We start from the raw sequence: 19,678 nt of genomic DNA on the forward strand, positions 1-19,678 counted from the left end.
GTTTCGTTTAGGAACATCTCCTCATGCGTCTGTTTGAAACCCGTCCTGGCGACGATGGTTTGCCGGGGGCCGAGCGTGCCTTGGCTGTGCTTGCGTTGGTAACCGGTACGTTAATGGCGGTGGTCGACACCACCATGATTAATCTGGCGCTTCCCACGATCGCAGCTGATTTAGGGGTGTCGGCCTCGCGAGCGGTGTGGATTACCAATCTGTTTCAGGTGGTTTGTGCGGCCTTTTTACTTGTCTTTGCAGGCCTCAGTGAGCTGATCACTCGACGCCGGCTTTACCTTTTTGGACTCACCACCTTTGTTGTCGCCGCGTTAGGTGCTGCGCTGTCGCGTAATTTGGAAACGTTGCTGGTGTTTCGCGCTTTCCAGGGGCTGGGCGCCGCCGCGACGCTCTCGATCGGGCCTTCGCTTTATAGGGCTATATTTCCCTCACGCCTATTAGGCAGTGCGCTTGGCCTAAGTGCGCTGGTGGTGGCCGGTGGCTACGCGGCGGGGCCAACGCTCAGTGGCGTTATTCTCTCGTTTGCTGACTGGCCCTGGCTGTTTGCGCTCAACGTGCCGCTTGGTCTTTGCTCGCTGTGGCTAGCCCGGCGCGCCTTGCCCCGGGAGCAGCCGCGCCAGGGCAGTTTTGATGTGGCTGGTGCCGTGTTATCCATGCTAATGCTGGCCAGTTTCTTTATCGCCATGGACGCCGTCAGTCACGCTGCGCCGATCTGGCAAAGCGCTGGCTGGACAATGTTATCAGTGCTGGCCTGTGGCGGATTTATACATCGTCAGCGTCGTGCGCCATACCCGCTACTACCGCTGAGTGTGTTTGCCGAGCGGCGCTTCACGCTTGCCGTCTCTGCCTCTGGGTTAGCGTTTATTGGCCAAGGGCTGACCTTTGTGGCGTTGTCATTTTTTTATCAGGAGCAGATGGGGTTTACACCCCTGGAAACCGCTTGGCTTTTCACCCCCTGGCCACTAGCAATTATGGTTATTGGTCCGATCGCTGGACGGTTAGCTGATCGTATTAACCCTAGCGTGCTTTCGAGTACCGGGCTGGGGCTGTTAATCATCGGTCTGGTGGCGCTGGCGCTGGTTGATGAAACGACCGGAGTAGTAGGCAGCTTATGGCGTACGGCGCTCTGTGGTATCGGTTTTGGGCTTTTCCAGCCACCGAATAATCGCGAGATGATGGGCAGCTTGCCGCCAGAACGAAGTGCCAATGTGTCGGGGGTAATGAGCACTACTCGCACGGTGGGACAATCGTTTGGGGTGGCGTTGGTCGGTGCCGCGCTAGCGCTGGGTTGGTCGGTGCAGGTGACGCTCTGGCTAGGTGCATTGACCTCGCTGCTGGCTTTATTGGCCAGTGTGGCGCGTATGCCGTTGGCCAGGCGCGCCTTAAACGCTCGGCGGGCATCGTCGGCGGAGCAGTAAACGCGTACAATAAAATGGTTTGTGATCTCAAGGAGAACCCCATGACGCTGCAGACACAGATTGAGCAGAAGTTAGCGGCGCTAGCGCCCGACGTGCTGCAGGTTGAGAACGAAAGCCATATGCACAATGTGCCGGCTAATTCTGAAACGCACTTTAAAGTGACGCTCGTGAGCGATAGCTTTGACGGCCTGATGCCGGTCAAGCGCCATCAAAAGATATATGCACTATTGGCCGATGAGCTGTCAGGCCCGGTACATGCCTTGGCTATGCATCTCTATACGCCTACCGAGTGGCAAGCACGTGGCGGTGAGCGTCCGAACTCGCCCAACTGTCGCGGCGGCGGACAGTGACCCAGGAAGTTATTCGGCGTCACTATCTGGAAGCCATGGGTATTACCGCCTGGGCTTCTCGATATCAGTTGCCTAACGCAATGACGACAGAGGCTTGTGAGTGGGAAGAGTCTGTCGCTGCTCCGGTGCCACACCGAGAGCAGCTACAGGCATTGTTGGACGATGCCCCTCCGCCAAGGCGCGCGCCCTCTGAATCCTCGTCACCTGATGCCACCATTGCCTCTCCCTCAGCGGTGCGCGCGTTGCTGACGGAAACGCTGGGGCAGGAAGAGAAACGCCCGCAGCGTGCACCTAGTCCACAGCAACAGACAGCGACTAGCAGCACTGAGGCTGCACCCGGCACCCCCGCGAAGCCGCTTAAGTTTTCTCTCTCTAGTGTATGCCTTAATGGCCGCTGGCTTGTCATGCAGGCAGGAGAGATGAACGCACTTGAGCAGCAGTTGCTAATCAACCTGCTGCAGGCGGCAGGCATCCAGCAGGATGCTTTGCCGGAACCGACGCTCTTTAGGTGGCCGCCAATGGACAACGGCGTTGCTAGTGAGGATCCCTTGGATGAAGCGCGTGAAGGGCTAGCGGCGTTTATGGCTGGCAGCGCCGGTCGGCAAGGATGGACGCTGGAGCGGCTCCTCTGGTGGGGGGAGTTCGGAGCTGAGCCAGCGCCGCTTGATCGTATCCTCAACATCGCCGATGGGCACAGCCAAACACTATCGTTACCGGTCTGGCAGGGACCTTCGCTCGCGTCGTTGCTTGACGGCACACAGAGCAAACGCGATCTCTGGCCAGCGCTGCAGGCATTGGGCCAGCAGTGGTTGGCGGGTGGGCAAGTAACTGATGATCACAGAACTTAACGTTGAACACTTGGCGCCGTTAACGTCGCTTGAGCAACAGTCGCACAGTGGCACCTCGGCCTCGCAACTGCTTGAAGCATTGGGCAGTCTAGACGCCAGCGTCTTGGGTTATTGGCAGGCGGAATGTCTGCTGGGGTATGCCATCGTTGCGCGACTGCCGTTTGAAGCCGAGCTACAGGCGATAGGCGTATTGCCCGAATGCCGTCGCCGTGGCGCTGGGCAGGCGCTGATAAACGCCGTAGTGGAAACAGCGCAGGCTTGGCAGAGCGAACGTTTGCTGCTGGAAGTACGCGTCAGTAACCACGCCGCCATTAAGCTCTATCGTCGCAGTGGCTTTAACGAAGATGGCTATCGTAAAGGCTACTACCCGGCTCAGGGCTTCTATCAGGCTCAAGGCTGCTCGACGGCACCCAGTGCCGCCAAGCGTGAAGATGCGTTGCTAATGTCGAGGTGCTTTAAGGTTAGTGACGAGACATCAGTAACGTAACGCCCATTACGACGTGCTGGAAGGCTCAAGCGACTCGAATTTGCTCAGTAGGCTATTAAGACGACGCTCCCACTCTTCCCTTTCTTCTTTCAGCTTGGCGTTTTCACCACGCAGCTCTTCATTTTCCAGTTTCATCATTTCCAGCGCGTCAACGGTATCGGTGACTTTCTGTTCAAGCTGATTAAATAGTTCCAGGCTCATGCATGTGCCTCCTAAGAGTAAAATCGATAACCAAAATAAGTGCCAAAACAAGCAAATCGCCTGCTATTAGTGACGATTGAGGCGAGCGTAACGCCACCATCGCGAACCAGCAAGCGCTGTTTACGGCGATTGGCGTTGATAAAGCCGAGCGGTGCTTTCGCCCGCCTGTGTTTCGCGGTGTAATTGCCAGTTTGAAGGCACATCAGGTGTCAGCGATGCCTCGGTTTCGAGGTAGATCATTGCCTCGTTAGCTAGCCAACCATCGCTTTCCAGTGTCGAGCAGCAGGACGCGGCCAGCTGCTGGTGAAAGGGCGGATCGAGGAATACCAGCCCGTAAGGCGTTGCGGGTCGCGTCAGGTAAGTGTGAACATCATTAACATGTACCGCACTTGAAGTAATATTAAGTGACGCTAGATTCGTCGATAACTGCGCTGCCACACGCGGGTCGCGCTCAACAAAATCGACGTTGGTGGCGCCACGGGATATCGCTTCAATACCAAGCGCGCCAGTGCCTGCGAACAGATCCAGCACCTGTTGGCCGTATAGATGATGCCCCAGCCAGTTAAACAGCGTTTCACGCACTCGGTCGGGCGTCGGACGTAGGCCGGGGCTGTCTAGCACAGGCAATTGTCGACGACGGAAGTCACCTCCGATAATGCGTACGTTACTAATAGATTTGCCTACCCGCTGAGCAGGTGTGCGCCGGGATGAGGATGATCGGGAGGAGCGTTGTCTTGTCATGCTAAGGATTGTAGCGGGCTGTTTGTCCAAAGTCTTGGTTGGCGGTGGTAGGATGGTCACAATGTTCACCTTTTTAGTTGGATGCCCCCATGTTTAGTTTCTTGAAACGTAAAAAAAAGCACGATTCTCAGCAAAAGCCACAAGATCAGCGGGATCCTAGTGATGTATCTAGCCCCACGGAAGAGGCGCCCACCGCTGAGCCCGAGCCCGTTCAGCCCGAGCCCGTTAAGCCAGAAGTAGAGCCCGAGCCTGCTAAACCTGAAGTGGAGCCTGAGCCCGCTAAGCCAGAAGTAGAGCCCGAGCCTGCTAAGCCAGAAGTAGAACCCGAGCCTACTAAGCCCGAAGTGGAGCCCGAGCCCGTTAAGCCAGAAGTAGAGCCTGAGCCTGCTAAACCTGAAGTGGAGCCTGAGCCTACTGAGCCTGAAGTGGAGCCTGAGCCTACTGAGCCTGAAGTGGAGCCCGAGCCTACTGAGCCCGAAGTAGAGCCTGAACCCGCTAAGCCTGAGGTAGAGCCCGAGCCTGTAAAACCTCAAGAGAAGCCAGTCGCCGAAAAGGGTGAGCAGAAAGGCTGGTTTGCGCGTATTAAATCGGGCCTGGGAAAAACCCGTGCCAACTTGACCGATGGCATTGCCGATCTGTTTTTGGGGAAAAAGCAGATTGATGACGAGCTATTGGAAGATCTCGAAACGCAGCTACTAATGGCTGATGTGGGGATCGATGCAACCACGGAGATTATCGGGCGTCTGGAGGCCCGTGTGTCGCGTAAAGAGCTCAATAACCCCGACGCGCTCTATCGTGGTTTGCAGGAAGAGCTGACGGGCATGCTAGCGCCAGTTGCTACGCCACTCAGCCTCGAAAAAGAGAGCGATGGCCCCTTCGTCATTTTAGTCGTGGGCGTCAATGGTGTGGGCAAAACCACCACTATTGGCAAGCTCGCCCAGCGTTTTCAGCGCGAAGGCAAAAGCGTCATGCTAGCGGCCGGGGATACCTTTCGTGCCGCCGCGGTAGAGCAGCTCAAAGTATGGGGCGAGCGTAATCGTGTTCCGGTGATTGCTCAGCATACCGGCGCCGATAGTGCCTCGGTTATTTATGATGCGGTCGCGGCTGCCAAAGCCCGGGGCGTGGATATATTGATCGCCGACACCGCCGGTCGGCTGCATAATAAAAGCCACTTGATGGAAGAGCTTAAGAAAGTCCATCGTGTGATGAAAAAGCTCGACGATACCGCCCCTCACGAAGTGATGCTGGTGCTGGATGCAGGTACCGGGCAAAACGCGATTTCTCAAGCCAGTACCTTCAATGAAGCGGTGCCTGTTAGCGGTATTACCTTAACCAAGCTGGATGGCACGGCCAAAGGCGGTATTATTTTTGCGCTAGCCAAACAGCTGGAAACGCCCATCCGGTTTATTGGGGTGGGAGAGGGAATCGACGACCTACGTCCTTTCAACGCCAATGATTTTGTACACGCGCTATTTGACCGCCAAGGGGATGAGCCGAGCGCATGATCGCTTTTGAGCATGTAGGCAAGCGCTACGGAGGTCGCTTTGAGGCGCTAGCGCATCTCAATTTTCGTGTCGCCAGGGGCGAGATGGTATTTCTTACCGGCCATTCCGGGGCGGGGAAAAGCTCACTCCTGCGCTTGATTATGCGCCTTGAAAAGCCCAGCCGCGGTCGAGTCGTCGTGGCCGGCCATGATATTGCCCAGCTACATGCCAGTCAGGTGCCGTTTTATCGTCGCCAAATCGGCGTTGTCTTTCAGGATCATCAACTGCTCTTTGATCGCAGCATTTTTCATAATGTCTCACTGCCGCTGGAAATTCAGGGGGTGGAACCGCGTGAAGCCGCTCGCCGCGTGCGTGCGGCGTTAGACAAGGTAGGTCTTTTACATCGTGAGAAAGCATTGCCAATAGAGCTATCCGGCGGCGAACAACAACGGGTGGGCATCGCTAGAGCGGTGGTCAATAAACCCGCTCTGCTGCTTGCGGATGAGCCAACGGGTAACTTAGACCCGCAGCTTTCTGCCGATATCATGGCGCTGTTTGAAGATTTTAATCGCATTGGTACCACGGTGATGATTGCCAGTCACGATTTGGCACTGATTGCCCGATTGCGCCACCGTATCCTGCGCTTAAGCGATGGTCGTCTGGTGGCCGACGAGGGGGCGGTATGAGAACCTCAGTGACGCCCAAACGTCGCCAAGGGGCCGCGTTAAAGACGCCCCACAAGGCTCCCAAAAAAAGTCTCAAACGGGCCGCGGACGACGCCGCTCCCCGGGGAGCAAAGTCGCAGCAAACGCTATTTTCCAGCCGCCTGAGGGCCTGGGGGCGCCACCACCGCAGCATGGCATGGGATAGCTTTCAGCGGTTAGTGCGTTATCCGTTGGGCAATCTTCTGACGATGTTGGCGATTGCCATCGCGCTGGTGCTACCAGCTGCGCTGTGGCTGACCCTGGATAGTGCGCGGCTATTGGATGCCGAGCTGGATGAAAGCGCCACGCTAACGGTCTATCTGGCGTTGAGTACCGATGATGCCCAGGCGCGGCGTATCGAGGAGGCAATCAATGCTGAACAGAGCGTGCTGGACACGCAGTTGATTAGCGCTGACCAAGGAATGGCGACCTTTCAGCAGTCGCTTGGCCTTGAGGATGCACTGGCGGGCCTGGAGAGCAATCCACTGCCCATCAGTATTGTGGTTCGCCCCGAAAGCGTGGCTCCAGAGACGATGCAGCAACTGGCCGACTCGCTGGAAGCGTTGTCAGGTGTTGATGAGGTGCGCCTTGACTTGGCCTGGGTTGAGCGGCTCAGAAACCTGGCGGAGTTGGGGCGGCGAGTGGCGCTGGCACTGGCTGCGCTGTTTGGACTAGGGGTATTGCTGGTGGTCGGCAATACGATTCGCCTGGCAGTTGAAAGTCGCCGTCGCGAGATTGAAGTAGTGATGTTGATTGGCGCCACCCATGCCTTTGTCAGGCGGCCGTTTCTGTATAGTGGTGCTTGGTACGGGGTGGGCGGCGGTCTGCTGGCGCTTGGGTTACTTGGCCTGGGCAATCAGTGGCTGTCGATGCCGGTGGCCGCGCTGGCAGCGAGTTACGGTGCCAGCTTTTCATTACCTCAACTCGACGTGACAGGCTCTACAATTCTGCTATCTTGCAGTACACTATTAGGCTGGTTGGGCGCTTGGCTGGCAGTAACACGTCATCTTTCAAGTATTCGCCCACGATGAGGTTAGCGGGTGTTTAGCCATCAGGTTAAATTTACCCACCAGCACTGGCAGCATGTTGTGAGCGCAAGGCAGTGTAAACAATGTGTTTTCGTGCGAACCTTATCCTTAGGATAAGGTCTATGCAGTAGGTTATTAACGTGCTACGTCAACCACGATGGGTTACAGGGGAGACCACCTGCACATGAGCACTAGTCTTCTACCGATGGGGCAGCTTTCACCAGGCGGCGATCTGGGCGGCTATATCCGCGCAGTGAATGGAATTTCGGTTTTAAGTGCCGATGAAGAGCGTGAGCTGGCGCACCGTCTTTACGATGAGGGCGATCTGGAAGCCGCACGGCGTTTGGTAATGTCGCATTTACGCTTTGTGGTACATATCGCACGCAGCTACTCAGGCTACGGATTACCTCAGGCGGATTTGATCCAAGAGGGAAACGTCGGCCTTATGAAGGCCGTCAAGCGTTTCGATCCGAACCAGGGCGTACGTCTGGTGTCGTTTGCCGTTCACTGGATCAAAGCGGAAATACACGAGTTTGTGCTGCGCAACTGGCGAATCGTTAAAATTGCCACGACCAAAGCCCAGCGTAAACTGTTCTTCAATTTACGCGGCGCCAAAAAGCGCCTGGCGTGGCTGAATAACGACGAAGTCGCGGCTATCGCCAAAGACCTCGACGTGAAACCCGAGGTGGTGCGCGATATGGAAGGGCGCCTTTCTTCGTACGATGCAGGCTTTGATGCCTCGCCGAGCGATGATGAAGAAAGCGTTTACCAAGCGCCTGTCCACTATCTTGACGATGCTGCTTCCGACCCAGCTACGCAGTTGGAGGATAGCAATTTCGAGGAAGACTCCACTCGCCGCTTACAGCTTGCCCTTGAGGGGCTGGATGAGCGGTCGCGGGATATCCTCCAGCGTCGTTGGTTGGCAGATAGTAAAGAGACGCTGCATGACTTGGCCGATGTGTATGGTGTCAGCGCCGAGCGCATTCGCCAGTTGGAAAAGAATGCCATGAAAAAACTACGCCAGAAGATGGGTGAGCCCATGGTGGCCTGACAGACACTGTCAGGCGCTTTTACCACACAAAAAGCCGGCCCTCTAAGAGGCGCCGGCTTTTTTATACCTGCTAGTTTTTTCAAGAGTCGCCTGTCGGTCCTCATATGCAATGTCTAGCCGTCCGCTAACGCTAACGTCATGATGTAGTCTGTATCGCAAATATCACCCATCTGGAAATTATGGGTGCCAGCGACCACGAAGCCTTGCGACTTATAAAATGCGATTGCTTGCTGGTTGTTTTCCCATACACCAAGCCACATAGATGATCTATTAAGTGTTTTAGCGATCTCTCTTGCCTTCTCGAAGAGAAGTTTACCAAACCCTTTTCCTTTGTATTCAAGAGCAAGATAGATTCTTTCTACCTCAAGTCCTGATTCGTCTTGCATTTCCGTTTGAGCATTTCCCCAATTTACCTTGAGATAGCCCGCGCATGTGCCCTCAATTTCCAATAGCCAAAACTGGGACTGGTCATGCTGTAGCTCGTTTTTGAGCTTATCGACCGAAAACGCCTCGTTTAAATACTGGTTCATTACCGATTGAGGATAGAAACTGGCGAATGTCTCACGATATGTTTTAAGCCCTATATTAATGAGTTCGGCTATATCCTCGACGGTTGCTTGTCTGGTCGTCGGTTGCATATATTCTCTTTTGAAATTAATAAACTTCGATAAACCATTTTGGCTTTATACGACCGAAATCAGTTCTCACATTATTTTTGAGAGAACGTTTTGAATCCAAGACCATGCTGGTTTTATCCTGACGAACGAAAACTACCCAGTGCCAGAAGGGTTGATAATTGATTTGTCGCCACTTAATGGCTAATAGTGATTTTTTAGGTAGGTGCTCCCATGACTCGAATGCTGATTCATCAGGTGATATCGAAATATTGAGAGCAGCAAGCAGCCTCCTGACCGACGTTGTTTCAGACCAAAGAGATTTATCGCTGGCTTGGATACCTAGGTTATTGGCCAGTAACTTGGAGTCGGCGTAAGAAATTCCTGCCAGTACAGCACTAGCGGCGATGCCACATCCTGTTGCTTCTTCCTGGATCACTGGTGCCAATGACGATTGCCCGTTTCCATATCCGAAGTCAATTGCATTAGTGACCATTTTCATGACCGATTCCAGGGAGGAGGCGTTGTTAGCGGGCTGTAAAGCGTTTGATAGGTAGCTTTAGAAGGATGGGTCAACATCCATGTCGACACCGGATCTTTAGTTAGGCAGGCTGCGCTGTTGCACGCAGTAAATGGGTGGAAAGCAGCGACCACTGATCTTCCCAGTGTTCAGTCGGTAGCCGCTTAAAATCACTACGCACATACTGTGAAATGCGTCCTTCCGCTTGGGCTGCCAGCAAGTTGGCCGCGGCAGAGGCAGGAATCGTTGGGCGCAGGCCTTCACGCAGCTCAGCTTCACGTAAGATCTGCTTTAGCTGCGTTTCCAGACGTTCAAAAAGTTGATTGACCCGTTGACGTAGTCGCGCGGTCTCGCCAGTAAGCACGTCGCCCCCCATGACACGAGCCAGCCCGGGATTTTTTTCGGCAAAGCCTAATAGTAGCGCCAGGATGGTGCCGCATCGGGTAGTCGCGTCGGGAACATCTTCTAAAATGCGCGTAATACGGGCAAAAATATTCTCTTCAATATAGTCGATCAGGCCCTCAAACATACGTGCTTTGCTGGGGAAGTGGCGATACAGCGCCGCTTCTGAAACCCCAACCTGACGGGCGAGAGCGGCGGTGGTAATGCGCTTGCCGCTGTCTTCCTCGAGCATTAACGCCAGTGCTTGAAGAATCTGGTCGCGGCGGTGAGGTTTACGATCTTCGCTCATAATGTGCCCTCCCTCGAGGTTAGCTCGCGTCCGTGATTAGGGTGCCCACCCCAGCATTGGTGAAAATTTCCAGCAATACTGCGTGGGGGACACGGCCATCAATGATGTGCGAGCTGTTCACACCGCCTTTCACGGCATCCAATGCACAGCGAATTTTAGGTAGCATGCCGCCATAAATAGTACCGTCTTCGATCAGGGCATCGACTTGGGAGGTGGTTAATCCAGTCAGGACCTCACCTTCGCCGTTCATTAAGCCGGCAACGTTGGTGAGTAGCATGAGTTTTTCGGCGTTAAGCGCTTCGGCAATTTTGCCTGCGACCAGGTCGGCGTTGATATTATAACTATGGCCTTCAGCATCGACGCCAATCGGGGCGATAACCGGAATAAAATCGCGGGCAGCGAGCATTTCAATAAGCTCGGTTGAGATCGACTCCACTTCACCGACATGACCAATGTCGATAATCTCGGGGACGGTCATTTCAGGGCTTTGGTGTTCGACTTTGAGCTGGCGGGCACGAATTTGCGCACCGTCTTTACCGGTCAAGCCAATCGCCTTGCCGCCGCTTTGGTTGATCAGGTTAACAATGCTTTTGTTGACCAAGCCACCCAGCACCATTTCCACCACATCCATGGTTTGCGAATCGGTCACCCGCATGCCGTTGACGAAGCGTGATTCGATATTGAGCTTTTTGAGCAGATCCCCAATCTGCGGTCCGCCGCCATGTACCACGACCGGGTTAATGCCGACTTCCTTCATTAACACGATGTCGCGGGCAAACGAGTCTATCAGGGTGCTTTCGGTCATGGCATTACCGCCGTATTTGACCACCACCGTTTTGCCGGAGAACTGCTGAATATAGGGGAGGGCTTCGGAAAGCACCTCCACAACGACCTGGGGGTCGCGACTGGCTGAACTCATGAGGTTGTCCCTTGCTAACGTTATTATGCCGTTTAATAGTGAAGGTCGTGCTTTCTAAGTGCGCACGATCCCTTAGCGCCTGGCTGCGTTAATCAGGGCAGCTCAAGGTCTGGCGCTACGCGCAGAAGCGCGCTGTCAAAAACTGATTTGATGCGTGTTAGGGCGGCTTGATCTTTACCTTCAAAGCGCATTACCAGGGCAGGGGTGGTGTTGGAGGCGCGACACAACCCCCAGCCATCCTGGTAATCAACGCGGATGCCATCCAGGGTAGTTTTAATACCTTCGCCGAAGTCTCCCTCACGAGCAAGCCTATCCACCAGAGAAAATTTGTTAGCGTCGGTAACCGCAATATTAATTTCTGGCGTACCAACGTCTTGGGGGAAGCGGTCAAAAAACGTATCCGCGTCATCGCGTTGTTGAGTGAGAATCTCCACCAGCCGAGCGGCGGCGTAAAGCCCGTCGTCAAACCCGTACCAGCGCTCTTGGAAAAACAGGTGTCCGCTCATCTCACCGCCAAGCTGCGCACCGGTCTCTTTCATGCGCGCTTTGATCAGCGAGTGCCCGGTACGCCACATCTCCGGCTCCCCGCCCGCCTCGCTGACCACCTTGACCAGGTTGCCGGTGCACTTGATATCAAAAATGACCTTGGCCCCGGGATTGCGAGCGAGCATGTCAGTGGCAAACACCATCAATAAGTGATCGGGGTAAATCAGCTTGCCTGCCGGTGATACGACACCCAGACGGTCACCATCGCCGTCAAAGGCAATGCCTATATCTGCGCCGGTTTCGCGTACCTTGCGCATCAAGTCCTGCATGTTTTCGGGCTTGCCAGGGTCGGGGTGATGATTAGGGAAGCTGCCATCAATCTCGGCGAAGAGCACCGTGGTGTCGACGCCCATACGTTCTAGCAGCTTGGGGCCTAGCTCTCCGGCAACCCCATTGCCGCAATCCACCACCGCCTTGATCGGTCGATGGATCTTAACGTCGCCAAGAATGCGTGCTAAATACGTGTCGCGAATATCGTGGTGAGTAATGCCGCCTTGGCCCGTTTCCAGGTTGCCAGACTGAATGCGATCGTACAGAGCAGTAATCGCGTCACCCGAAAGCGTTTCGCCGTTAATGACGATTTTAAAACCATTATAGTCAGGCGGATTATGGCTGCCGGTGACCATCACGCCTGACCGTGTGCCGGTTAACGTATGCGTCGCAAAATAAAGCACTGGGGTAGGCACCATGCCAATGTCGATAACGTCTCGACCGGCAGCGTTAAGGCCGCGTATCAACGCTGCCTGCAGGCGTTCACCTGACAGCCGGCCGTCGCGTGCCACGACAACGCTGGATTCACCGCGCGCAGCGGCCTCGGAACCCACCGCACGGCCGATCATTTCCACCGTTTCTTCTGTCAGGGTGTCGTCAACGATGCCACGAATATCGTAGGCGCGAAAAATCGATGCAGGTACCGTCTGTGCGTTCATAGGCATAGGGCTTCCCAGCTAAAAAGAGTTTCCTTTAAACCAGCTAAACAGCGTTTTCTGTCATAAGGGGATCTTGACCAGCGGGCCAATCACTACTGACTTCCGGTGCTGCCAAATCCGCCTCCGCCTCGTAATGAGTCTTCAAAAGCGTCCACGACCGTCAGCTCGGCTTGGACAACAGGCACAAGCACGTATTGGGCCAGACGATCGAAAGGGGCGAGCGTGAACGCGTCTTGGCCGCGGTTCCAGACCGAAATCATCAGTTCTCCCTGGTAATCCGAATCGATCAAACCGACTAAATTGCCCAGCACGATACCGTGTTTATGGCCCAAGCCCGAGCGCGGCAAAATCATTCCTGCAAGGCCGGGGTCTTCAATATAAATGGCAAGACCTGTGCGCACGAGCTGGCATTCGCCAGGGGCTAAGGTTAACGGTTCATCAAGCAGGGCGCGTAGATCCATACCCGCCGAGCCTTCGGTGGCATAGTGCGGTAACGAGCCAGGCAAATAGTCTTTCAGGCGCTCATCGAGCAATTTGCACTGTAGCTGGGGGCGGGCACTCATAGGGGATCTCCAGGGGCGTTCGTTGATGCTTCTCGAGGTGTTTTTGTCGCGAGTAGGGCGAGCGCTTGATCAATAATCGTCGCGGCCAGCTGGGTTTTGGGTTGGGCCGGCTCTGCTCGGCTCTCAACGCCCTGGGGGGTATGCCAGAGCAGCCAGGCGGCATTCTCATCGCTGCCAAAGCCCAGGCCCGCTTGGGAGACATCGTTGGCGACAATCATGTCTAGCCCTTTTCGCATGAGCTTGTCATGTGCGTAGCGCTCAACATCCTGGGTTTCGGCGGCAAAGCCGACCACCAGCGGTCGCTGATCGGCAGGCAAGGCGGCGACACTGGCGATGATGTCAGGGTTTTTGATCAGCGTTAGCGTAAGCGTGTCGCTATTTTCGCGTTTTTTAAGCTTGTGCTCGGCGGGGGCCGCCGCGCGATAGTCTGCGACGGCGGCGCAGCCGATAAACAGCGCCGCCGTGGGTGACAGCCGCTGGGCTTCTTGGTGCATCTGCTCGGCAGACTCAACGTCTATCCGCGTGACGCCGAGGGGAGTCGGTACGTTAACCGGCCCGCTGATCAGCGTCACGTTAGCGCCCGCGGCCACCGCTGCGGCCGCCAGCGCAAAGCCCATTTTTCCCGAGCTGTGGTTGGATAGGTAGCGAACGGGATCCAGTGGCTCGCGGGTAGGCCCCGCCGTAATCACCACATGAGGGCCGTTGAGCGCGGCATGAGCGGCGGTAAACAGCGTCATTACGGCGTTAAAAATCTCGTCAGGCTCGCTCATACGGCCAGGACCGACATCGCCACAGGCTTGATCTCCGGCGGCGGGACCGATGAGTTGCCAGCCATCTTGATGCAGTTGGGCGACGTTGCGTTGGGTGGCGGGGTGGCGCCACATCGCCTGGTTCATCGCCGGCGCCATCAGCTTGGGCGCCTCTGACGCCAGGCATAGCGTCGTGAGCAGATCATCTGCCATGCCGTGCACCAAACGAGCGATAAGATCGGCCGTGGCCGGAGCAATAAGCACTACGTCTGCCCAGCGGGCCAGCTCAATATGGCCCATGCCCGCTTCGGCTTCCGGATCAAGTAGCGATGTACGTACGGGCTCGCCGGAAAGCGCCTGTAGCGTGAGCGGGGTAATGAACGCCTGTGCTCCCTCGGTCATTACTACCCGTACGTCGCTACCCGCCTGCTTGAGCAGGCGCACAATCAGAGCGCTTTTATAGGCAGCGATGCCACCGCTGACGCCAAGGAGCACTCGTTTGCCCGCCAGCGTTGATGCGCTGAACGACGCACGTCCCGAGGCGTTCGGTGTCGTCGCTGTTGTTGAGGTAGCTGAGATAGTTGAGGTAAAAGCAGAGGCCATGTCCGAGATCCACATCCGCGTTCGTAAGGAGGCTTACCATACCACTGGCACCATCAATTTGGCATCTGAAGGGGAAACAAGGTTAAGCTAGGTATAATGAGACCGGCAGCGTGAGACGGCTCTTATACGGCTGGCCTTCAGCGCCAGAGTTGGGCAATGCGGGAAGGTGCGATGGGAATTAATCACTGGCCGGAAGGCGAGCGGCCTCGGGAAAAGCTATTACACTCGGGCGCCCAGTCGCTGTCAGATGCGGAGCTGTTGGCTATTTTTTTACGCGTCGGTGTACAGGGGCGCTCGGCGGTCGATCTGGCCCGAGACTTGCTCAGCCGCTTTGGGGGCTTGCGCCAACTGTTGGAGGCCGACCAGGTCAGCTTCTGCGCCGCCCACGGCCTGGGGAGCGCCAAATATGCCCAGCTTCAGGCGACGCTGGAGCTATCACGACGTCATCTGGCCAGTCAGTTGGCACGTGGCAATGCGCTCACCTCGCCTTCCTTGGTGCGTCATTATCTGAGCTCTCAACTACGCCATTTAGGGCATGAAGAGTTTGCGGTGCTTTTTTTGGATACACAGCACCGAATTATTCGCTATGAATCGCTGTTTCGCGGTACCCTAGACAGCGCATCTGTTTATCCCCGCGAAGTGGCAAAGCGCGCATTAGAACTTAGCGCTGGCGCCGTTATTCTGGCTCATAACCATCCATCGGGTGTGGCTGAGCCAAGCGATGCTGATCGACGCATTACAGAACGCCTAAAAGACGCGCTCGCCCTTTTCGATGTGCGCGTGTTGGATCACTTCGTGGTGGGGGATGGAGAAGTGGTTTCTTTTGCCGAGCGTGGCTGGCTATAAACAAAATCGAAGCGTCGAATACTTTGTCTTTATGTCTAAGTATGGTGAGCTAAGAGGCGCTTTTTTGCCCTTTTGGATCGGTTTTGCTTGCTGCAAGTCGAGTGCTCTGGTATAAAGTGCCACCTTTAAACTTGGGTTGAATAACGGATTTGGATAAAGCTTGGCGGTTAACGGCGCCGACACCTTCCCTGCTCCGGTTTGCCCGACAGTTTTGAACACTCAGGTTATTATATCCTGGCCAAGCAGTTGGAGGCTCTAATGTCCAAAGTATGTCAGGTTACCGGCAAGCGTCCGGTAACTGGTAACAACGTTTCACACTCCCAGCGTAAGACACGTCGTCGTTTCTTGCCGAACCTGCACACCCATCGTTTTTGGGTTGAGTCTGAAAACCGCTTCGTCAAGCTGCGCGTTTCCACTAAAGGAATGCGTATCATCGACAAGAAAGGTATCGAATCGGTTCTGGTGGCTATTCGTAAACGCGGCGACGCGATCTAAGCCAGCTTTTTGGGCCAACCCGTTGGGCCAATCATTTTGGGAGAGTTAAACCATGCGCGATAAAATCAAGTTGGTGTCTAGTGCCGGTACAGGTCACTTCTACACCACTGATAAGAACAAGCGGAACACCCCGGATAAATTCGAATTCAAGAAATTCGATCCGGTCGTCCGTAAGCACGTTATTTATAAGGAAGCCAAGATCAAGTAATCGCTTTTGCGATGATGATCGGCTTCTACTGCAGGCGAGAGCCTGTTCAAAAACCCGGCCCCAAGCCGGGTTTTTGCATGCATGGCTTCCTGCGATACAAGCGCTAAGTAGTCGCCTTCACCAGGCTGTCATTATAGGCCGTTAACATGCCCGAACTGCCCGAAGTTGAAACGACCCGCCGCGGAATTGCCCCCTATGTTGAGGGGCAGGAAGTGACCGAGGTGCTGGTGCGCCAGCCAAGGTTGCGCGTTCCCGTGCCTGACGACTTGGCGGAGCGGTTGGTGGGGGCACGCATCGGGGGCTTAACGCGGCGTGCTAAGTATCTGCAAATGCCTGTTCTGTCGGTGCCCACGTCCGGCATCGCCGACGCTACATTGCTGTGGCACCTTGGCATGTCGGGCAGTCTACGCATTGCCAAGGTGGGGGATCTGCCTAAAAAGCATGATCACGTCGATGTCGTCTTGGCCAGCGGCTATGTGTTGCGCTACCACGATCCGCGTCGGTTTGGGTTTGTCGATTGGCAGACCCAGGATGCCGCGCTGGATAAGCGTCTTGCCCACCTGGGCCCCGAGCCACTGTCGGATCAATTTAATGGCAAGTGGCTCTATACGCTCTCGCGACACAAGCGAGTGGCGGTCAAGCCGTTTTTAATGGATAACCAGGTGGTCGTGGGTGCCGGTAATATTTACGCCACGGAGGCCCTGTTCATGGCGGGTATCGATCCTCGACGAGCGGCAGGAAGGATTTCCCGTGCGCGTTATGACGCCTTGGCCCTGGCGGTTAAAGAGGTGCTTGCCGCCGCTATTACCCAAGGCGGCACCACGCTGCGTGATTTCGTTAGTGGTCAGGGTGAGCCTGGCTATTTCGCTCAGCGCTTGAATGTCTATGGCCGCCAGGGCCAGCCGTGTAGGCGCTGTGGCAGTGAGCTTCGCCGTATTACCCTTGGGCAGCGTGCCAGCGTGTTCTGCCCTGGTTGCCAGCGCTAATGGCGCTCTGTGACCGCCCCATTTTTGATATTGATTGCTTCGCCTACGTTTTTGGAGATTGCTGTGACCCAACGCCTGCGCCTGAATAAACATGCTGATCGTCGCCTTAAAGCGGGTCACCTCTGGATCTACTCTAACGAGGTCGATATCAAAGAAACACCACTGAAGAACTTTGCCGCAGGTGAAGCCGCATTGGTGGAGGCCTCTAATGGCAAGGTGATGGCCGTGGCGTATGTGAATCCCCACTCCTTGATTGCCGCTCGGGTAATGTCGCGTGATCCCGAAATGCGCTTGGACCGTTCGCTTTTCGTGCATCGCTTTAACCAGGCGCTGGCGCTGCGTCAGCGTCTTTATACACAGCCTTTTTACCGCTTGATTCACGGTGAAGGGGATCTATTGCCCGGCCTGGTCGTGGACCGCTTTGGCGATGTGCTGGTCGTTCAGCTGAATACAGCAGGCATGCAGGCGCTGGCCGACGAGATCGTCGATGCGCTTGAAAAGGTCATCAAACCTGAAGTGATCGTTTTCCGTAACGACACCGGTGGCCGCCGCCAGGAAGGGTTGGAGGCCCATGTTGAAGTGGTAAAAGGCACGCTGCCTGACGAAGTGATCCTGGAAGAGAACGGGGCGCGTTTCGTGGTGCCGGTACTCAATGGCCAGAAAACCGGTTGGTTCTTTGATCACCGCGTTAACCGCGAATGGCTCAATCGGCAGGTGGCCGGAAAGCGCGTGCTGGATGTCTTCAGCTACGTGGGTGGTTGGGGCGTGCAGGCGGCGGCTCACGGCGCCAAGGAAGTGTTGTGTGTGGATGCTTCGGGCGCGGCCTTGGAGCAGGTGGCGCGTAACGCTGAGTTGAATGGTGTTCAGGAGCACGTGGCCATAGGCGAGGGCGATGCCTTTGAGGCCTTGGCTGCGTTAAAAGCAGACGGCGAACAGTTCGATGTGATCGTGCTGGACCCGCCCGCGTTTATCAAAAAGCGTAAAGATATCCCCAATGGTGAGCGCGCCTATGCACGTCTAAACCGCGAAGCCATGCGTTTGCTGGGCCGTGATGGCCTGCTGCTGTCGGCGTCGTGCTCGATGCACCTGGCGCCCGAGCGGTTAATGGATGTGGTTCGTGGTGCGGTACGCCATCAGGATCGCCAGGGGCAGGTTATTTTCCAGGGCCATCAAGGGCCGGACCACCCGGTGCATCCGGCCATCCCTGAAACGTCTTACTTAAAAGCATTGGGCGTGCGCGTGTTCCGCGACTAGCCCTTAGCATTCCACGTCAAGGAGCCAAGGATGGAGTGGGTGTTGCCCGATCCCTTCGTGATCGATATCCATGTTGCCGATGAAGCGATAGACGCCTATCAACACGTCAACAACAGCGAATACCTACGCTGGGTTGAGCAGAGTAGCTGGGCGCACTCTGAAGCGCTGGGTCTGTCGCTTGACCGCTATCGGCAGCTCGATCGCGCGATGGTGGTTCACCGTCACGAACTGGATTATCTCGCGCCTGCTTTTGCCGGTGACGAACTTCAGTTGGCGACCTGGATAGTCGAATGCGACAGGCGTTTTAGTTTGACTCGCCGTTTCCAACTGGTGCGCGTCAACGACGCTAAGACACTGCTTTATGCCCGTACGCGGTTTGCCTGCGTGGCGCTCTCAACCGGGCGGCCCAAGCGCTTGCCTGACGAATACCAGCGCCTCTATGGTGATGCGGTGATTGAAGAGCCTAGCGCGCCCAGTAAAAAAGCGCTGTTCAACTGCGGCTGAGCAGCGTGAGCTTCCTGCCGCGGTGACAGCAGATCAGATTGAGCGCGCAAAGGCGGGCGATATCCACCGCCATATGTGACGGATGCGATAGCGTGGCAAGCGTTGGAATAGCGGCGCGCACCACTTTCTGCACCAGTTCCAGACTACAGCGGCTCGAAAGCAGCACCATGGCAGGCAGTCGCCCGGCGGCGAGGCCCTCGCCAATCAGCTTGTCGAGCGCACTGTGACGACCTATGTCGACACCGCTAGCAAGCCATTGCCCCTCGCTATCAAAGCCTAGCGCCATGTGCAGCCCAGGACGAGCCGCATCTTTAAGCATCGCCAATGCCTCCGCTAACTGTGCCGGTGCTGGTAGCGCCGCGGGAGGCAGGCGTAGCAGCCCCTCCATCATGTGTGCTTCTTCGGCGCTGCCGCAACGACCACAGCTTGAAGAGGCGGCGGTAACGCGGTGCCGCTCACCGGCCAAGCGCTCTATATGGTCGGGCACGGATAGCCGCACGCGTAAACCATGACGCAGTCGATCAGTGGTGATTGTCTCAACCTGATTTATCCGAGTAATAATACCTTCACCGAACGCAAAGCCCAGTGCCCAGTGATCGAGATCTTCAGGGGTGGCGAGCACCGACGCGTAAGCCGTGTCATTGAACGCGATGGTCACCGGTAGCTCATCGGGGCCGACTAATTGTTCGCTGGGAGTGCGCGAGGCATCCTCAAAATTCGGCATCGCCATGGCGGCAAGCTCTCCTAAACATCGTGGCGATCCTAAATATCGTGGCGATGGCATTAGTGTAGCGTGTTCGAGAAAACTATCACTAACCTGCCAGCCGCATGCTGGAAGCGCCAGGGCCGCTAAGGGAGCCCTCCGATATGGGGGGCCAAACAATAGTGTATTTCGTAAGCGGAACGGCCACCCTCTTTTATACGTGGATT

The 19,678-nt window shown here is 55.8% G+C and carries 24 protein-coding genes; 14 read left to right on the forward strand and 10 right to left on the reverse strand.

Features of this window, described 5'->3' with window-relative positions; genetic code table 11:
• Positions 1-23: 23 nt before the first annotated feature.
• From ACFFLD_RS05155 to ACFFLD_RS05170, 4 genes are read left to right on the forward strand one after another with little or no spacing between them, the layout of a single operon-like run.
• The gene (locus ACFFLD_RS05155) at positions 24-1,427 is read left to right on the forward strand and encodes an MFS transporter (RefSeq protein ID WP_386037557.1); all 1,404 of its coding nucleotides are present in this window, start codon (positions 24-26) and stop codon (positions 1,425-1,427) included.
• A 41-nt stretch (positions 1,428-1,468) separates the two neighbouring features.
• Positions 1,469-1,777, forward strand: coding sequence for a BolA family protein (locus ACFFLD_RS05160; protein WP_386037560.1), 309 nt, complete (start codon positions 1,469-1,471; stop codon positions 1,775-1,777).
• Positions 1,774-2,625: a hypothetical protein gene (locus ACFFLD_RS05165; protein ID WP_386037563.1), complete on the forward strand. Its 852-nt coding sequence runs from the start codon at positions 1,774-1,776 to the stop codon at positions 2,623-2,625. The genes ACFFLD_RS05160 and ACFFLD_RS05165 overlap by 4 nt, the downstream gene beginning before the upstream one ends.
• On the forward strand, positions 2,609-3,112 hold the full coding sequence (locus ACFFLD_RS05170; RefSeq protein ID WP_386037566.1) for a GNAT family N-acetyltransferase: 504 nt from the start codon (positions 2,609-2,611) through the stop codon (positions 3,110-3,112). The genes ACFFLD_RS05165 and ACFFLD_RS05170 overlap by 17 nt, the downstream gene beginning before the upstream one ends.
• 6 nt (positions 3,113-3,118) lie before the next feature.
• Here the strand turns inward: ACFFLD_RS05170 and zapB are convergent, their stop codons facing one another.
• Together zapB and rsmD are read right to left on the reverse strand one after the other, a co-directional pair.
• The gene (zapB, locus tag ACFFLD_RS05175) at positions 3,119-3,313 is read right to left on the reverse strand and encodes a cell division protein ZapB (RefSeq protein WP_386037569.1); all 195 of its coding nucleotides are present in this window, start codon (positions 3,311-3,313) and stop codon (positions 3,119-3,121) included.
• 120 nt (positions 3,314-3,433) lie between these two features.
• Positions 3,434-4,054, reverse strand: coding sequence for a 16S rRNA (guanine(966)-N(2))-methyltransferase RsmD (gene rsmD, locus ACFFLD_RS05180; RefSeq protein WP_386037572.1), 621 nt, complete (start codon positions 4,052-4,054; stop codon positions 3,434-3,436).
• Positions 4,055-4,143: 89 nt separating this feature from the next.
• On the opposite strand from rsmD, the gene ftsY reads away from it, so the two are divergent.
• The 4 genes from ftsY to rpoH all read left to right on the forward strand — a co-directional run bounded on the left by ftsY (position 4,144) and on the right by rpoH (position 8,321).
• The gene (gene ftsY, locus ACFFLD_RS05185; protein WP_386037575.1) at positions 4,144-5,559 is read left to right on the forward strand and encodes a signal recognition particle-docking protein FtsY; all 1,416 of its coding nucleotides are present in this window, start codon (positions 4,144-4,146) and stop codon (positions 5,557-5,559) included.
• Positions 5,556-6,224 carry a cell division ATP-binding protein FtsE gene (gene ftsE / locus ACFFLD_RS05190; protein ID WP_022520212.1) on the forward strand — a complete coding sequence of 223 codons (669 nt, stop codon included), beginning with the start codon at positions 5,556-5,558 and terminating at the stop codon, positions 6,222-6,224. The genes ftsY and ftsE overlap by 4 nt, the downstream gene beginning before the upstream one ends.
• Entirely contained in the window at positions 6,221-7,273 is a 1,053-nt protein-coding gene (gene ftsX, locus ACFFLD_RS05195; RefSeq protein WP_386037579.1) for a permease-like cell division protein FtsX, read from the forward strand. Before ftsE ends, ftsX begins: the two co-directional genes overlap by 4 nt.
• Positions 7,274-7,454: 181 nt before the next feature.
• Positions 7,455-8,321: an RNA polymerase sigma factor RpoH gene (rpoH, locus tag ACFFLD_RS05200; protein WP_386037582.1), complete on the forward strand. Its 867-nt coding sequence runs from the start codon at positions 7,455-7,457 to the stop codon at positions 8,319-8,321.
• A 113-nt stretch (positions 8,322-8,434) separates the two neighbouring features.
• Here rpoH and ACFFLD_RS05205 read toward each other — a convergent pair whose 3' ends face one another.
• The 7 genes from ACFFLD_RS05205 to coaBC form a co-directional block, all read right to left on the reverse strand.
• Entirely contained in the window at positions 8,435-8,959 is a 525-nt protein-coding gene (locus ACFFLD_RS05205; RefSeq protein ID WP_386037585.1) for a GNAT family N-acetyltransferase, read from the reverse strand.
• Between the two features lie 16 nt (positions 8,960-8,975).
• Positions 8,976-9,437: a hypothetical protein gene (locus tag ACFFLD_RS05210; protein WP_386037588.1), complete on the reverse strand. Its 462-nt coding sequence runs from the start codon at positions 9,435-9,437 to the stop codon at positions 8,976-8,978.
• Positions 9,438-9,537: 100 nt separating this feature from the next.
• Positions 9,538-10,146, reverse strand: a complete 609-nt coding sequence (gene slmA / locus ACFFLD_RS05215; RefSeq protein WP_386037591.1) for a nucleoid occlusion factor SlmA — start codon at positions 10,144-10,146, stop codon at positions 9,538-9,540.
• A 19-nt stretch (positions 10,147-10,165) separates the two neighbouring features.
• On the reverse strand, positions 10,166-11,065 hold the full coding sequence (argB, locus tag ACFFLD_RS05220; protein ID WP_386037594.1) for an acetylglutamate kinase: 900 nt from the start codon (positions 11,063-11,065) through the stop codon (positions 10,166-10,168).
• Positions 11,066-11,157: 92 nt separating this feature from the next.
• Complete coding sequence (locus ACFFLD_RS05225; RefSeq protein WP_386040383.1) at positions 11,158-12,540, reverse strand: phosphomannomutase/phosphoglucomutase; 1,383 nt, start codon at positions 12,538-12,540, stop codon at positions 11,158-11,160.
• Positions 12,541-12,632: 92 nt separating this feature from the next.
• Entirely contained in the window at positions 12,633-13,103 is a 471-nt protein-coding gene (gene dut, locus ACFFLD_RS05230) for a dUTP diphosphatase (protein WP_386037597.1), read from the reverse strand.
• Positions 13,100-14,455 carry a bifunctional phosphopantothenoylcysteine decarboxylase/phosphopantothenate--cysteine ligase CoaBC gene (gene coaBC / locus ACFFLD_RS05235; protein WP_386037600.1) on the reverse strand — a complete coding sequence of 452 codons (1,356 nt, stop codon included), beginning with the start codon at positions 14,453-14,455 and terminating at the stop codon, positions 13,100-13,102. Before coaBC ends, dut begins: the two co-directional genes overlap by 4 nt.
• 171 nt (positions 14,456-14,626) lie before the next feature.
• On the opposite strand from coaBC, the gene radC reads away from it, so the two are divergent.
• The 6 genes from radC to ACFFLD_RS05265 all read left to right on the forward strand — a co-directional run bounded on the left by radC (position 14,627) and on the right by ACFFLD_RS05265 (position 18,748).
• On the forward strand, positions 14,627-15,301 hold the full coding sequence (gene radC, locus ACFFLD_RS05240) for a RadC family protein (protein WP_386037603.1): 675 nt from the start codon (positions 14,627-14,629) through the stop codon (positions 15,299-15,301).
• A 258-nt stretch (positions 15,302-15,559) separates the two neighbouring features.
• On the forward strand, positions 15,560-15,796 hold the full coding sequence (rpmB, locus tag ACFFLD_RS05245; protein ID WP_386037606.1) for a 50S ribosomal protein L28: 237 nt from the start codon (positions 15,560-15,562) through the stop codon (positions 15,794-15,796).
• Positions 15,797-15,848: 52 nt separating this feature from the next.
• The gene (gene rpmG / locus ACFFLD_RS05250) at positions 15,849-16,004 is read left to right on the forward strand and encodes a 50S ribosomal protein L33 (protein ID WP_007111734.1); all 156 of its coding nucleotides are present in this window, start codon (positions 15,849-15,851) and stop codon (positions 16,002-16,004) included.
• A 146-nt stretch (positions 16,005-16,150) separates the two neighbouring features.
• The gene (gene mutM / locus ACFFLD_RS05255) at positions 16,151-16,990 is read left to right on the forward strand and encodes a bifunctional DNA-formamidopyrimidine glycosylase/DNA-(apurinic or apyrimidinic site) lyase (RefSeq protein WP_386037611.1); all 840 of its coding nucleotides are present in this window, start codon (positions 16,151-16,153) and stop codon (positions 16,988-16,990) included.
• Positions 16,991-17,053: 63 nt separating this feature from the next.
• Positions 17,054-18,244 carry a class I SAM-dependent rRNA methyltransferase gene (locus ACFFLD_RS05260; protein WP_386037614.1) on the forward strand — a complete coding sequence of 397 codons (1,191 nt, stop codon included), beginning with the start codon at positions 17,054-17,056 and terminating at the stop codon, positions 18,242-18,244.
• 30 nt (positions 18,245-18,274) lie between these two features.
• Complete coding sequence (locus ACFFLD_RS05265) at positions 18,275-18,748, forward strand: acyl-CoA thioesterase (protein ID WP_386037617.1); 474 nt, start codon at positions 18,275-18,277, stop codon at positions 18,746-18,748.
• On the opposite strand, the gene ACFFLD_RS05270 is transcribed toward ACFFLD_RS05265, so the two are convergent.
• Positions 18,735-19,478, reverse strand: a complete 744-nt coding sequence (locus ACFFLD_RS05270; protein WP_386037620.1) for a formate dehydrogenase accessory sulfurtransferase FdhD — start codon at positions 19,476-19,478, stop codon at positions 18,735-18,737. The genes ACFFLD_RS05265 and ACFFLD_RS05270 overlap by 14 nt on opposite strands.
• Between the last annotated feature and the right edge of the window lie 200 nt (positions 19,479-19,678).

The organism is Vreelandella sulfidaeris (genome assembly GCF_042429665.1).
Lineage (GTDB): Bacteria > Pseudomonadota > Gammaproteobacteria > Pseudomonadales > Halomonadaceae > Vreelandella.

Excerpts from the sequence above, each read along its gene's own strand:
- ACFFLD_RS05155 (WP_386037557.1), top strand. The coding sequence starts at position 24 with ATGCGTCTGTTTGAAACCCGTCCTGGCGACGATGGTTTGCCGGGGGCC.
- ACFFLD_RS05160 (WP_386037560.1), top strand. The coding sequence starts at position 1,469 with ATGACGCTGCAGACACAGATTGAGCAGAAGTTAGCGGCGCTAGCGCCC.
- ACFFLD_RS05170 (WP_386037566.1), top strand. The coding sequence starts at position 2,609 with ATGATCACAGAACTTAACGTTGAACACTTGGCGCCGTTAACGTCGCTT.
- zapB (WP_386037569.1), bottom strand. The coding sequence starts at position 3,313 with ATGAGCCTGGAACTATTTAATCAGCTTGAACAGAAAGTCACCGATACC.
- rsmD (WP_386037572.1), bottom strand. The coding sequence starts at position 4,054 with ATGACAAGACAACGCTCCTCCCGATCATCCTCATCCCGGCGCACACCT.
- ftsY (WP_386037575.1), top strand. The coding sequence starts at position 4,144 with ATGTTTAGTTTCTTGAAACGTAAAAAAAAGCACGATTCTCAGCAAAAG.
- ftsE (WP_022520212.1), top strand. The coding sequence starts at position 5,556 with ATGATCGCTTTTGAGCATGTAGGCAAGCGCTACGGAGGTCGCTTTGAG.
- ftsX (WP_386037579.1), top strand. The coding sequence starts at position 6,221 with ATGAGAACCTCAGTGACGCCCAAACGTCGCCAAGGGGCCGCGTTAAAG.
- rpoH (WP_386037582.1), top strand. The coding sequence starts at position 7,455 with ATGAGCACTAGTCTTCTACCGATGGGGCAGCTTTCACCAGGCGGCGAT.
- ACFFLD_RS05205 (WP_386037585.1), bottom strand. The coding sequence starts at position 8,959 with ATGCAACCGACGACCAGACAAGCAACCGTCGAGGATATAGCCGAACTC.
- ACFFLD_RS05210 (WP_386037588.1), bottom strand. The coding sequence starts at position 9,437 with ATGAAAATGGTCACTAATGCAATTGACTTCGGATATGGAAACGGGCAA.
- slmA (WP_386037591.1), bottom strand. The coding sequence starts at position 10,146 with ATGAGCGAAGATCGTAAACCTCACCGCCGCGACCAGATTCTTCAAGCA.
- argB (WP_386037594.1), bottom strand. The coding sequence starts at position 11,065 with ATGAGTTCAGCCAGTCGCGACCCCCAGGTCGTTGTGGAGGTGCTTTCC.
- ACFFLD_RS05225 (WP_386040383.1), bottom strand. The coding sequence starts at position 12,540 with ATGAACGCACAGACGGTACCTGCATCGATTTTTCGCGCCTACGATATT.
- dut (WP_386037597.1), bottom strand. The coding sequence starts at position 13,103 with ATGAGTGCCCGCCCCCAGCTACAGTGCAAATTGCTCGATGAGCGCCTG.
- coaBC (WP_386037600.1), bottom strand. The coding sequence starts at position 14,455 with ATGGCCTCTGCTTTTACCTCAACTATCTCAGCTACCTCAACAACAGCG.
- radC (WP_386037603.1), top strand. The coding sequence starts at position 14,627 with ATGGGAATTAATCACTGGCCGGAAGGCGAGCGGCCTCGGGAAAAGCTA.
- rpmB (WP_386037606.1), top strand. The coding sequence starts at position 15,560 with ATGTCCAAAGTATGTCAGGTTACCGGCAAGCGTCCGGTAACTGGTAAC.
- rpmG (WP_007111734.1), top strand. The coding sequence starts at position 15,849 with ATGCGCGATAAAATCAAGTTGGTGTCTAGTGCCGGTACAGGTCACTTC.
- mutM (WP_386037611.1), top strand. The coding sequence starts at position 16,151 with ATGCCCGAACTGCCCGAAGTTGAAACGACCCGCCGCGGAATTGCCCCC.
- ACFFLD_RS05265 (WP_386037617.1), top strand. The coding sequence starts at position 18,275 with ATGGAGTGGGTGTTGCCCGATCCCTTCGTGATCGATATCCATGTTGCC.
- ACFFLD_RS05270 (WP_386037620.1), bottom strand. The coding sequence starts at position 19,478 with ATGGCGATGCCGAATTTTGAGGATGCCTCGCGCACTCCCAGCGAACAA.